Here is a 12,490-nt window from a genome sequence, read left to right as displayed (position 1 = left end):
CGCGGCGGGCCACTGACAGAGGCCGGGGGGTCAGGGCGACGAACAGCGCCCTGAGCAGCTCTGTCAGTTCCTTGTGAGCCCTCTGTGGCGCAATCGATGACACCGATCGCCGCGACATCGCCGGCGACGGCATCGCATCCCTTCGGTGTCACAGGAGTGTTGACATGAGCGCGTCCGACGCTACGAACTGGCCGACGTCCGCCCTCGACGCGGCGGAGACCGCCTTCGCCGCTCTGACCTGCGAGCCCGCCCCGCTGGTCCTCGACTGCACGGCGTTCTTCTCCGACACGAAGCTCCCGCAGCCGGTGATGCCGCTGCCGGCGCTGCGGGACTGGCTGCTGCGCCACCCCCGCGCCTACACGGCGCGTGACGAGGTGTGGCGGGAGCTGATCCGCCGCGCCCGGCTCGACGGGCCGCACTGGGTCGTCGCCGCGGTCGGCATGGCGCTGCCGGCGCTGCAGCAGTACGCGGGCCAGCTGTGCGAGGGCTACGACGGCGACCCGGCGGACATCGACGCCGAGATCCTGACCGGGTTCCTGGCCGCGCTGCGCGACCGGGCGGACCTGACCAAACCCGCGCCGTACGCGAGCCTGTGCAAGGCGGCGTGGCGAGCCGGTCGGGATCTGCGGCTGCAGCAGCAGGAGTACGTGCCGGTGGAGGACATCGAGCACATCGCCCCCGGCCCGCGCACCCCGCGGGTGCCGTACGGGCATCCGGACCTGCTGGTCCGCCGCGCGGTGACTCTCGGGGTCCTCGATCCTGAGGACGAGCAGGCCTACATCGACGTGCGGCTCGGGCGACGGGCGATCGAGCCCATCGCCGCGAGCAATGGCCTCAGCGTCGACGCCCTGCGCATGCGGCTGTCGCGCATCGACAGCCGCATCGCCGAGGCCCTCGCCGACGGCCTGCTGACCGGGGTCGCGTCGCCGGAGACCACGCAGCGGCTGCGGCAGCGGGCCGAGCAGCGCGGCCGGCGCCGGGCCGGACGTGCCGCGGCCGCCCGCCGCGAAGCCGCCCGGCAGCACGCCGCAGCAGCCGCCTGACCCCGCTGGCCGAGAACGGCCGTGGCCCGACGTGCAACGTCGCGCCGCGGCCGTTCTCGTATGCCCGGTGCCGCTCGCGGCGCAGCTGCTGCGAAGGCAGGGCCCGCGCTGGAGCAGGTTGACGCGGGAAGGACAGCGCCGGATTCCCAGTCGAGCTGCCCCGCAGCCACGTCCTGCGGAGCGCCCGTTCGGCCCCGTCCGCTTCCGCGGTGAGGACCTGTCCGACATCGTCGGGAGCACTCGGCTCAGGGGGGACCGAGGCGGCGGTGTCAAGAGCTGTGAGCGTCGGCGGCGCTCACACCGCTCCCAGGCATGCGATTCCGATCCGGCTGTGAGCCCTCGCCTGCCTGGCGCGCTGCCGTCGGGGAGACAAGCCCTGACCTGCGATGTGAGACCGCACCGGAGCGGTGTGGGCGGGGGAAGTGTTCGCGAGGGCTCACAAATCCCGGTTTGGGGGTGCGGGACTCTTCGCGAGCCGTACCGCTCGCCGGTCCCGCCCGCTGCCGGGCGACACGAGCAGCCGCGATCCGCGGGCCTCGGGTGCCGCGCCACTTGATGCGCTGACACCACATTGATGACCGCAACCCACCCATGAGGGAGGACGAGCTCCTCCCGGGGCTTCATGCGGTTCGCGCGCTCCTCGCCTGCGCCCGGCGGCGGTCCCATCGGACCGCTTCGAGCAATCGCCGCCCCCCGGCCACGCCTGTTCGTGGCCGGGGCGCGGCGGGAGGTGAACCGCAATGTCCCGCACCCCACACCGCACTCTCCGAATCCCGCGAGCCGTTCGTCTCGCCCTGCGTGCGGCCGTGCCGCTGGCCGGCGTCGGCCTGTCGCTCGCCGTGCCGGCCGCCGCGTACGCCGATCCGGGTGGCGCCGTCTACCTGGCGGCGAACTCGCTGCCGGTGGTGATCGCCAACCTGCAGAACTGGGTCATGGGCATCCTGGCCGCCATCGCCACCCTCTTCCTCGTCCTGGCCGGCGTGTACTGGGCCACCGCCGGTGGCGACCCGTCGCAGGTCGAGAAGGCCAAGCTCGCCCTGCGCAACGCGCTGATCGGCTACGGCCTGGCCGTCCTCGCACCGATCCTGCTGCAGGTCATCCAGGGCATCGTCGGGGGCTGATCATCATGGGATGGTTCCTCGACCAGGCCCTTGACTGGCTCACCACAGCGATCCTGGCCAGCCTGAACACCATCTTCGACCTCATCACCGGCATCCTGCTCACCACACCGAAGGTCACCGGGCTGCCGCAGGTGCAGGCGCTCACCGGCCGGTCGGTCTGGATCGTGGACACCGTCTTCGTGTTGGCGTTCGTCGCCGCCGGCGTACTCGTCATGGTCGCCGGCGGCGGCGAACAGTCCCGCTACACGGTCAAGGACCTCCTACCGAGACTGGTCGTCGGGTTCACCGCCGCGCACTTCTCCCAGCTGGCCTGCGATCAGCTCATCGAACTCGCCAACGCCCTGACCGCGGCGATCAGCGAGGGCGGCTACGACGGCGACGGCGCATTCACCGCGATCCGCACCCACCTCGCGGCGGCACAGGACCGCACCGTCCCGCTGCTGTTCCTGGTCCTGATCCTCCTCATCACCGTCCTGGTCGTGACGGCCGCGTTCCAGCTGATCGGCCGGTTCGTGGCGCTGCTGGTGATGACGAGCATCGCGCCGCTGGCGCTGGCCTGCCACGCGCTGCCGCAGACCGACGGCCTCGCCCGGCTCTGGTGGCGCTCCTACGCCGGATGCCTGGCGATACCCGTGGCGCAGGCGTTCTTCCTCACCGCGGGGCAGCAGACACTGCTCGACCCGGCGACCATGCTGCCCGTGTTCGGCCTGCCCGTCGACCCGGGCGGCACGCTGAACCTCCTGGTCGTGGTGGTGCTGCTCTGGACCACCGTCAAGATCCCCGGGCTGATGGCCCGCTGGGCGGGCCAGACCGGACGCGGCACGAGCACCATGCTCGGCGCGGTCGTGCGCGTCGTCGTGGTGCAGCAGATCGCCCGCACCATCCCCGGCCTGAACACCCTACGGAGGACCATCAGATGACCCGAGCCGAATCCGAAGCGCCGATCAGGGCACGCGTGCACGCCGACGTCGACGCCCCCGACAAGGTCGCCTACGGCCTGACGTTCCACCAGTTGGCGATCGTCGCCGCTGGCGCGCTCTGCTTCTACGCCGCGTGGCGCACGCTGCACGGCGTCGTGCCGGCGCCGGTCCTGATCGGCGCCGGTGTGGTGCTCGGCGGGCTGGTCACCGGCTTGGCGCTCGGCCGCCGCGACGGCCTGTCCATGGATGTGTGGCTGCTGCACGCCATCGGCCACACCCGCACACCCCGATCACTGTCCACCGCCGCATCGACCGACGCTGGCGCACCGCCGGACTGGATCGAGACCCCCAAGGCCGGCCGGGCGCCGCTGCCGGCGCCGCTGCGGCTGCCCGCCGACGCCATCGACGAGGACGGAGAGGTCAGCCTCGGCGGTGCGCGGGCGGCGATCGTCGGCACCACCACCGTGAACCTCGCGCTGCGCACCCCCGGTGAGCAGGCGGCGCTGATCGAGGGCTGGGGTCGGTGGCTCAACAGCCTGTCGACCCCGACGCAGATCGTCGTGTCCGCGCAACCGGTCGACCTGGCCTCCCACAGCCGGGCCCTCGCCGCCGCCGCGCACGCCCAGCCGCACCCGCACCTGCGGGCGGCGTGCGGCGATCACGCCGCGTTCCTCGGCGACCTCGCCGCCCGCCGCGACCCGCTGCGCCGGCAGGTCCTCATCGTTACGCGCACCGCCGCGGGCGAGCACGGCCACCACGCCGCGCGGCGCCGCGCCGACGACACCGTGCGCGCCCTGTCCGGCCTCGGGGTTACCCCACGGGTGCTCGACGGCACTGCGGTCACCGCCGCCCTGGCCTCCGCGGCCGACCCGTACCGGCCTCCGCGTCCCGGCGGCCTGGCCGGACCCGACGCCGTCATCACCGCCGCCGCACCCACCCGCACCCGCACCAGGAGGAAGAGCCCATGATCAGGAAGAGAAGGTCTGGCGGCGACAGCGCACAGTCCCAGCGGGGCTCGCTGGCGTCGGCGGTCGCGCCGGCCACCGTCGAGGTCACGCCCCGGTGGCTGCGCGTGGGCGACGGCTTCGCCGCCACCCTCGTCGTGACCGGATACCCGGCCGAGGTGGGACCTGCGTGGCTGGAGCCGCTGCTGTCCTGGCCGGGCCGGCTCGACCTCGCGCTGTACATCGAGCCGCTGCCGGCGCCGATCGCCGCGGTGCGGCTGCGCAAGCAGCGGGCACGGCTGGAGTCGTCCCGGCGGGCCGACTCCGAGCGCGGCAAGCTGGCCGACCCCTACGTCGATGCCGCCGCTGCGGATGCCGGTGACCTGGCCGAGCGGCTGGCCCGAGGCGCGGCGAAGCTGTTCCGCGTCGGCTTGTACCTGACCGTGCACGCCCGCACCGAAGACGAACTACTGCAGGCGTGCGCGCAGGTCCGGGCCGCCGCCGCGTCCACCCTGCTGGAGGTGCAGCCCGCGACCTGGCGGCAGCTTCCCGGCTGGACCACCACCCTGCCCCTGGCCACGGACGGGCTGCGGATGCTGCGCACCATGGACACCCAGGCCCTCGCCGCCGCCTTTCCCCTGTCGAGCCCGGACCTGCCCGCTCCGCTGCCCGGCGACCCGCCGGCCACCGGCGGTGTCCTCTACGGCGTCAACCCCGACAGTTCGGGGATCGTCTGGTGGGACCGCTGGACGCAGGACAACCACAACTCGATCGTCCTGGCCCGCTCCGGGGCCGGGAAGTCGTACTTCGTCAAGCTGGAGGTCCTGCGCAACCTCTACCAGGGTGTGCAGGTCGCGGTGGTGGACCCCGAGGACGAGTACCTGCGACTCGCCGACGCGGTCGGCGGCAGCATCGTCCGGTTGGGACTGCCCGGCGTGAAGATCAACCCACTCGACCTGCCGGCCGGCGACCGGCGCCCCGACGTCCTGACCCGCCGCGGGCTGTTCCTGCACACCCTCATCAGCGTGCTGCTCGGCCACCAGCCGCCACCGGCGGAACGCGCCGCGCTGGACCGGGCGATCCTCGCCACCTACCGGGCCGCCGGGATAACCGCTGACCCGGCCACCCACCACCGGCCCGCGCCGCTGCTGCGCGACCTCACCGCGACGCTGCGCGCCGACGACGACCCTGCCGCCGCGACGCTGGCCGCCCGGCTCGCGCCGTGGGTGCAGGGCAGCTTCGCCGACCTGTTCGACGCACCCACCACCCAGGCCCCCGTCGGGCACCTGGTCGTGTGGTCGCTGCGGCACCTGCCCGACGAACTGCGCACCGTCGGCACCCTGCTCGCCCTGGACGCGATCTGGCGCACGGTCGACGCCCCGCACCGCCCCACGCGGCGGCGGCTCGTGGTGGTCGACGAGGCGTGGCTGCTGATGCGCGACGGCGAAGGCGCCCGCTTCCTGTTCCGCATGTCGAAGGCGGCCCGCAAGCGCAACGCCGGGCTGACCGTCGTCACCCAGGACGCCGCCGACGTGCTGGGCACCGACCTCGGCCAGGCCGTGGTGTCCAACGCCGCCACCCAGGTGCTGCTGCGGCAGGCACCGCAGGCCATCGACGCCGTCGGCGAGGCCTTCGGGCTCACCGACGGCGAGCGGCGGCTGCTGCTGGCGGCCCGCCGCGGCCACGGCTTGTTGATCTCCGGGGTGAACAGGACCAGCTTCGAGTCGATCTCCTCCGACGCCGAGCACGCCCTGTGCACCACCGACCCGGCCGAACTGGCCGACCTCGACGAGGAAGAAGACGACCTGTACGATTATGGGGCGTTCGGTGCGGGTGGGCCACTGGGGCCCTCAGTCGACGACCTGGTTCGTCCGTCCGGACCGCCCGTGCTGGCGACTGAGATCTGGACGGCCTGGCGCGACGATGACGAGCGGGGCGCGTTCTGGGACCACTGCGGCACCCGACCACCTGGACGACGGGCGCGTGGCGAGCCCAGATCGACGCACGCGGCGCTTCAGGGCGATCCGGCTGGCAGCGGCGCCGCTTGGGCGGCACCGCCGTTGGTGTCCGCGACACCTACGACGAGCACACCGTGACGCTCGCCGCCCTCCTCTGACAGAGTCAGCGTTGATGCTGTGGGTTGAGGTCCAGCCCCACACACCAGCGGTGACCACACCGCCGAAGGCGACAACGGGCGCTGACAGGAACGGCGCGCCGTTCAGGCCGTACAGTGCAGCCCGGGGCCGCGCGGGACGCCCACGCGATGAGACCGCCGCCGCTCACCGCGGCACCCAGCACAAACTGCCATGACGCAAGCACTCGACCGGATACACGCGACCTGCGTCGACCAGGGCCACAGCCAACCGCCCGGGCCGCACACAACGTCGGCCCCCGCCGTGCGCAACAGCCGACTCAGCAGTTGACCGAATCGGCCCCGAGTGGACGCCCGCGGACTGCGCCAGGCGGCTCGACGCCAATACCCCCGCGGGTACGCCCACCCCCGTCCGGGTACCGGTGAGGGGCCTGAACGACGCGCACCCTGACCGACCGGGATCGGGACCACCGGACCGACCCGTAGACTAAAGTCACAGGCCGAAATCCGGAATCCGCGGACAATCGAAAGGACTTCACCGTGATCGAGACCATGCAGATGAGGCCGATCAACCCCGAGTCGGTACCGGAGGCCACGGGCGGTTACCACAACGCGTTGGAGGTGCAGACCGCCGGACGGATGCTGTTCATCAGCGGGCAGATTCCCCAGACCAGGGACGGCCAGGTCCCGTCCAGCCCCGAGGCGCAGTGCCGACTGGTCTGGGACAACATCCGGGCCGTGCTCGCCGACGCCGGCATGGGTGTCGAGAACCTGATTAAGGTCACTACCTTTCTGGCCGACCGCCAGCATGCCGAGGTCAACACCAAGGTCCGCAACGAGGTGCTCGGCGCGCACCATCCGGCCCTGACGGTGATCGTCGCCGGAATCTTCGACCCGAAGTGGATCATCGAGATCGAGGCGATCGCCGTCGCCTGACCGGCGGCCGAAATCCAGGCCGCTGCACCACGGGCCGTTGACCGGGCCCCACGTCACCACTGCCGTGGGCGGATGCCCCGGGAACACCGGCGCTGCCGGGCGATCGCGGCGGGCAGTTGGGCGACGAAGCGACGGCCCGCTCACACTCCGGGCCGCCACCCAGCTCACGGACATAGGCCCGGACGACTTCGGTGGTGCGGTAACGGCCATCCGGCAGTGCCTCAGCGAGACCCGCGTCGACCATGCGTTCGGCGGCAACCTCGGCGACGGCCGGAGGCAGCCCCAACAGCGCGGCGAGGTTAGGCACACTGACCGTGCACCGGTCCAATTGGCTGAGCAGGCGCAGCGCACGCAGCGCCAGACCGTCGCTGTCGCCGTATCGGGCCAGGACCCGCACTGCGCAGGCGAGACAATCCCTCATCGCCATCGACTCGCAGACCAGAGCGTCGAGGCGACCAGCGGGATCGGCCAGCCGGGCGGCGAAGGCCGCGAGGGACCAGTTGTGCCGGGTCGCCAGCCGGGCGGCCGCGATCCGCAGGGCCAGGGGCAACGCGTCACAGCGCCGCACCAGCGTCCGTGCCGCCTCGGGCGCGGCGTCCACCCGCTCGGTGCCGAGGTGGTAGCGGAGCATGTCGAGTGCGTCCTCGAGGTCGAGCGAACCGACCGAGACCCGGACGGCACCGTCGAGAGTGGTCATCCCGGATCGCGAGGTGACGATCAGGGCGCTGCCGGCCGGCACCGGCCCGAGCACACTTACTTGCGCGGCGGTCGCCACGTCGTCGAGGACAACCACAACCCGACGGCCGGTCAGCAAGGTCGACCAGCTCCACGCGGGGTGGTTGCTCGTCGGTGAAGGTCCGATCGTCTCGGCAAGGACCCGCACCGCCCAGGCGGCCTCCGCCGGCCCGTCGGGCATCCCCCCGCCCATGGGTACGAACACCAGCCCGTCCGGGTACTCCGCAGCCAACTCGTAGGCGGCGCGTACGGCCAGGGCGGTCTTCCCCGCGCCGGCCAGGCCCTGGACCACGCCGAGCCGCCCGGACCGCACCCCGCCGACCAGCCGCGCCAGCTCGGAGCCCCGCCCGTGCAAAGTCACCGGGTCAGCGGGGATCCGGGAGGCCTGCGGGCTCGACGTGGCGACTCGGGCAGGCGGACGGGCCCCGGGGTGGTGCAGCCGCAGCGACGGGTCGTTGCGCAGGATCCGTTGTTCCAGCTCCCGCAGCGACTCGCTGGGTTCGATGCCCAGCTCGTCCACCAACAGCCGACGCAGGTCCCGGTACGCGCCCAGGGCGACCGCCTGCTGCCCGTCGCGGTACAGGGCGGTCATCAGGTGGGCGTGCAGGCCCTCCCGTAGGGGGTGCTGGCCGACGAGCACCTTGAGTTCCGGCAGCAGCATGCTGTGCCGGCCCAGTTCCAGCTCGGCACCGATGCGGGCCTCGATCGCGGCGATCCGGGTCTCCTCCAGTCGGGCCACCTCGGCCATCACCAGCGGAGTCGGCCGGACATCGGCCAGTGGGACGCCGCGCCACAGCGCCAGCGCCGCGTCAAACCCTTCGACGGCGGCTTCCGGCAGGCCGGCCGCGAGATCGGCGTGGGCCTGCCGGATCAGCCGTTCGCACTCGCCGATGTCGATCGTCTCCGGGGCGACCACCAGCCGATAGCCGGGGCTGCGGGTGGTCAGGAACTGGCCGTCGCGGTCGTCGAGGGCGCGGCGCAGCCGCCACGCGTAACCGGCGACGAGGCCGCTGGCCGAGGCCGGCGGTTGGTCGTCCCAGAGTTCGGCGACCAGTTGTTCGAGCGAGACCACCTGGTCGGCCTTGAGCAACAGCATCGTCAGCAGGGCGCGCTGTTTCGCCGAGCCGATCCCCCGCCACTGGACACCATCGTGGAACTCCACCGGCCCGATCAACCGGAAACGTAGGCGGGCGGGTGGTGCGTGCCGTGGGATGGGCATCTCTGCTCTCTCGATTCGTGAACTTCGGGGGCGCTGCCGCTCAAACCAGCCCGACGTCGTCTGCGAGCCGCCGACGGTCGACCTTGCCGTTCGCGTTGACCGGGAAGAACTCAACCCGGTGGTACCGGGCCGGCGCCATGTAGGGCGGCAGGTGGTCGGCCACCAGCGCGGCCAGCTCCGGCTCCGTCACTGTGTCGCAGGTGTAGAGCGCGTGCAGCTCGACCTCCCCGGCGACGGTGGGCAGCGCCAGGACGACGACTTCGTGCACGCCCGGATGCCGGCGCAGGACGGACTCGATCTCGCCCAGCTCGATCCGGTATCCGTGGATCTTGACCTGGTCGTCGAGCCGGCCCAGGTGGACCAGTTCGCCGTCCTCCCGTCGGACACGGTCCCCCGTCCGATACCAGCTCATCGGGCCGGGCGGGCCGTCGACCGAGGTCGTCCGGTGACCGTCGTGCTCGACGAACCGGCCGTGGTTCTGCGCGGGGTCGAGGTAGCCGTCGAACCGCTGGCTGCCCCGTACGCAGAGCTCGCCGTCGTCCCCGGCGGCTGCCAGCAGAACCCCCTCCAGGTGCGGGTGGATCCGCCCGATCGGCACGGTGTCGTTGCTGGTGCGAGGCCAGCGCGCCGGATCGGCGGGGAGTTGGTAGCGGGTGCAGGTGACGGTGAGTTCGGTCGGCCCGTACAGGTTCTCCAGGATGCTGCCCGGCGCGGCGTCCGCCCATGTCCGCGCCTGTGTAAGGGTGAGCTGCTCGCCGGCGAAGAGGCTCCAGCGCAGACCCGGCATGCTGCCGGGCCGCAGGCTGCGCAGGCGACGGGCCAGGGAGACCACCGACGGTACGGAGAACCAGTGGGTGAGCCCGTTGTCGTTGACGTAGCGGACGGGGGCCAGGGCGTCGCTGGGCGCGGCGACTACCAGCAGCGCCCCGGACAGCCAGGCGACGAACATGTCGAACACCGACGGGTCGAAGGTCAGCTCGAAGGTCTGCGACAACCGCGAGCCCGGGCCCACCTGGTAGACCTCGACGGAGTGCGCGAGGTAGGGAATCAGGTTGCGGTGCCGGACCGGCACCCCCTTGGGCGTGCCGGTGGAGCCGGAGGTGAACAGGGTGTAGGCGACGTCGTCGGGGCCGCCGGTGTACGCCTGCGTCCACCGCTCGGCCGGCACGTCGTACCAGCGGTGCTCAGGGGTGTCGGGCAGATGCAGGACACGGATGGGCTCGGCCGCCTCGTCGGCCACCCGCCGGCCGGCGTCGTCTGCGAGCAGGGCGTCCACCCCGGCGTGGGCGCAGGTGCGCCGGATCCGTTCCGCCGGCGTGTCGGGGCCGAGCGGTACGACGGTCGCCGCCAGTCGCTGCGTGGCGAGGTAGCCGACGTACGCCGCGAGGCTGCGCGACGCACAGAGCCCGACGACCCGGGGCGGGTGACCGTGCAGGTCGACCAGCCGGCCGGCCAGCCGCTCGACCCGGTCCAGGAGTTCGGCGTACGTGAGCTCGTGCCCGGCGACACGCAGGGCCGGGGCGTCGGGATGCCGGCGGACGGTGTCGGTGAACCCCTGGTAGAGAGTCGGGCTGGCCGTGCTCACCGGGAGCCGCCGGTCGTTGCCGCCTCCGGCAGGTCCCCGCCGTCGTCGGCAGTGCCTGCGCTGCCATCCCCGTCTGGGCCCCCGCGGGGCACCGGGGCGTCGGCCGGCTCGGCCGGGCCGTCGACCTCCGCGATCCGCTCACGGGTGACCACCTTGAAGAACGGGTAGATCAGCAATACGCAGAGCACCGCGAAGAAGCCGTACGCCACCTGGTAGGAGAAGACCTGAGCGAGGATGCCGGCGAGGATTGCGGCGACCGGAGTCATTCCCCAGGCCACGAGGCGGCTCGCCGCGCTGAATCGACCGAGCATGTCGGCCGGCACCAGCGACTGCGTGATGAACCGCGCGTTGACCGTCCACATCGTGCCGCCGGCACCAGCGATGAACGCCGCAGCGCCGATAACCCAGGCGCTGGACGGCGCGGCGGGCAGCAGCGCGGGGGCCGCCACGAGGGCGAAGGCACCGACGATGTCGGTGAACATCGACCAGCGCCGGCCGATCCACCGGTTGACGGGCCCGACGATGACGGTGCCGATCACCCCGCCCGCGCCGAGGCAGGTGAGCAGGAAGCCGTACTGCCGTTCGTCGAGCCCCAGCGGGCCGCCGACGGCGTAGACCGGGATGAGGGCGAGCCAGGCGGCCCAGCAGCCGGCCATGATCGCGATGAGCAGCGCCATCGTCCGGAGCAGCCGGTGCCGCCAGAGGTACTGGAGGCCGTCGCGGATGTCCTCGTTGACCGAACGCTTGCGGGTGGTGGCCGCCACCTTGAAGTTACCGACCAGCAGGAGCAGCAAGACCGCGCCGGCCACGTAGGCGAAGCCGGTGACACTGAGTGCCAGGCCGAATCCGACTGCCACCAGGAAGCCGCCGATCGGCTGCCCGGCGAAGCCGTTGAACAGGTATTCCAGGGCCGTGATCCGCGCGTTGGCGGTTTCCCACCGGTGTTTCGGCACGGCCGACGGGACGATTGAGACTCCGGCGATGCCGGCCACCACGTCAGCCAGGCCGATGACCAGGGCGGCGGCGTAGATCAACGCCAGGGTCGGGCTTGCGGCGAGCACGGCGACGAGAAGCGCGCCGATGGAGAGCATTCGGGCGATCTCGGCGCCCATCAGCAGAGACCGCCGGTCCATCCGGTCAACGAGCACCCCGACGTGCAGCGCGGCTACCAGCCACGGCAGGCTCATGATGGCCGCGACGGCGGTGACCACGACGGGTGAGCGGCTGATCTGAGCGGCGAGCAACGGGAGAGCGATCCGGGCCACCGCGTCGGCGATGTTCGTGGTGCCCGTGAAGGTGACCAGAATCCATTCGTTTCGCCTGGATCCGAGCGAATCCGTCTGCACTGCGGGTTGAGCTGTGGCCACGACAATCCCTCACACGGTCTTCAACTATGAGAGTAAATGCGGCTTCGCCGCGAATTGCACACCGCTAACAGACGGTAACGGACCATTCAGCTGGTCGCACTTGACAATTAGATGACAGGTGAACCAGACGGTGGTCAACCGATCCCGCGCAAGCCGCCCGTCAGTGCCGGCAATTCTGGTCAGATCGGTCGACGGGCGGCAGGGAGTGGCGGGTCATCGGGTTCCGTGTGTGGACGGTGTGGGCGTACGGGCATCGACAGGCGGCTCCAATAATCGTGTAAAGTCCCTTTCGCACCTCTTTGCGGATACTCTGCGTTGCACTGGTTGCACCATAGGTCATCGGCGAGGGTGTGTCCATCCTCACGTCGACAGGGTCCGAGCCCGGTTCGCCCGGCGGGCAGCCCGATCGGGCCTGTCGCATCTGAGGCGATTGAACGAGATATACGCCCACCGTTCGGTCGACGCCCCTTTTGCGCAACCCCTCCCCGACACGGCGGTCCCGCCGCCGGTCCAACAGCGACCAACGAC

General features: G+C 71.8%; 8 protein-coding genes and 1 pseudogene. 6 read left to right on the top strand and 3 right to left on the bottom strand.

The window, feature by feature from the left end:
• Positions 1 to 164: 164 nt before the first annotated feature.
• From ID554_RS12235 to ID554_RS12210, 6 genes and pseudogenes are all read left to right on the top strand, one after another.
• Positions 165 to 1,043 carry a hypothetical protein gene (locus tag ID554_RS12235; RefSeq protein ID WP_123111415.1) on the top strand — a complete coding sequence of 293 codons (879 nt, stop codon included), beginning with the start codon at positions 165 to 167 and terminating at the stop codon, positions 1,041 to 1,043.
• 740 nt (positions 1,044 to 1,783) lie between these two features.
• On the top strand, positions 1,784 to 2,164 hold the full coding sequence (locus ID554_RS12230; RefSeq protein WP_123111416.1) for a pilin: 381 nt from the start codon (positions 1,784 to 1,786) through the stop codon (positions 2,162 to 2,164).
• Positions 2,165 to 2,169: 5 nt separating this feature from the next.
• A complete protein-coding gene (locus ID554_RS12225; RefSeq protein ID WP_123111417.1) occupies positions 2,170 to 3,084 on the top strand; it encodes a conjugal transfer protein TrbL family protein in 915 nt (304 codons plus the stop codon).
• Positions 3,081 to 4,052 carry a PrgI family protein gene (locus ID554_RS12220; protein WP_191088821.1) on the top strand — a complete coding sequence of 324 codons (972 nt, stop codon included), beginning with the start codon at positions 3,081 to 3,083 and terminating at the stop codon, positions 4,050 to 4,052. Before ID554_RS12225 ends, ID554_RS12220 begins: the two co-directional genes overlap by 4 nt.
• Positions 4,049 to 5,830, top strand: a pseudogene (locus ID554_RS12215) (VirB4 family type IV secretion system protein); the annotation flags it as partial. The gene ID554_RS12220 and the pseudogene ID554_RS12215, both read left to right, overlap by 4 nt.
• Positions 5,831 to 6,660: 830 nt before the next feature.
• Positions 6,661 to 7,056, top strand: coding sequence for a RidA family protein (locus ID554_RS12210; RefSeq protein WP_191088820.1), 396 nt, complete (start codon positions 6,661 to 6,663; stop codon positions 7,054 to 7,056).
• Here ID554_RS12210 and ID554_RS12205 read toward each other — a convergent pair.
• Genes ID554_RS12205 through ID554_RS12195 form a run of 3 tightly spaced genes read right to left on the bottom strand, consistent with a single transcriptional unit; the run spans position 7,025 to position 11,962 of the window.
• Positions 7,025 to 9,010: an AfsR/SARP family transcriptional regulator gene (locus ID554_RS12205; RefSeq protein WP_191088819.1), complete on the bottom strand. Its 1,986-nt coding sequence runs from the start codon at positions 9,008 to 9,010 to the stop codon at positions 7,025 to 7,027. The genes ID554_RS12210 and ID554_RS12205 overlap by 32 nt on opposite strands.
• 40 nt (positions 9,011 to 9,050) lie before the next feature.
• The gene (locus ID554_RS12200; protein WP_191088818.1) at positions 9,051 to 10,595 is read right to left on the bottom strand and encodes an amino acid adenylation domain-containing protein; all 1,545 of its coding nucleotides are present in this window, start codon (positions 10,593 to 10,595) and stop codon (positions 9,051 to 9,053) included.
• Positions 10,592 to 11,962: an MFS transporter gene (locus tag ID554_RS12195; RefSeq protein ID WP_191088817.1), complete on the bottom strand. Its 1,371-nt coding sequence runs from the start codon at positions 11,960 to 11,962 to the stop codon at positions 10,592 to 10,594. The genes ID554_RS12200 and ID554_RS12195 overlap by 4 nt, the downstream gene beginning before the upstream one ends.
• Between the last annotated feature and the right edge of the window lie 528 nt (positions 11,963 to 12,490).

Source organism: Micromonospora craniellae (genome assembly GCF_014764405.1).
Taxonomy (GTDB): domain Bacteria; phylum Actinomycetota; class Actinomycetes; order Mycobacteriales; family Micromonosporaceae; genus Micromonospora; species Micromonospora craniellae.
Note: the sequence above shows the minus strand (reverse complement) of the source record. Positions and strands in the feature narration are given on the sequence as shown.

What these genes read in the sequence shown, in the direction of transcription:
- ID554_RS12235 (WP_123111415.1), top strand. Translation starts at nt 165, where the DNA reads ATGAGCGCGTCCGACGCTACGAACTGGCCGACGTCCGCCCTCGACGCG.
- ID554_RS12230 (WP_123111416.1), top strand. Translation starts at nt 1,784, where the DNA reads ATGTCCCGCACCCCACACCGCACTCTCCGAATCCCGCGAGCCGTTCGT.
- ID554_RS12225 (WP_123111417.1), top strand. Translation starts at nt 2,170, where the DNA reads ATGGGATGGTTCCTCGACCAGGCCCTTGACTGGCTCACCACAGCGATC.
- ID554_RS12220 (WP_191088821.1), top strand. Translation starts at nt 3,081, where the DNA reads ATGACCCGAGCCGAATCCGAAGCGCCGATCAGGGCACGCGTGCACGCC.
- ID554_RS12205 (WP_191088819.1), bottom strand. Translation starts at nt 9,010, where the DNA reads ATGCCCATCCCACGGCACGCACCACCCGCCCGCCTACGTTTCCGGTTG.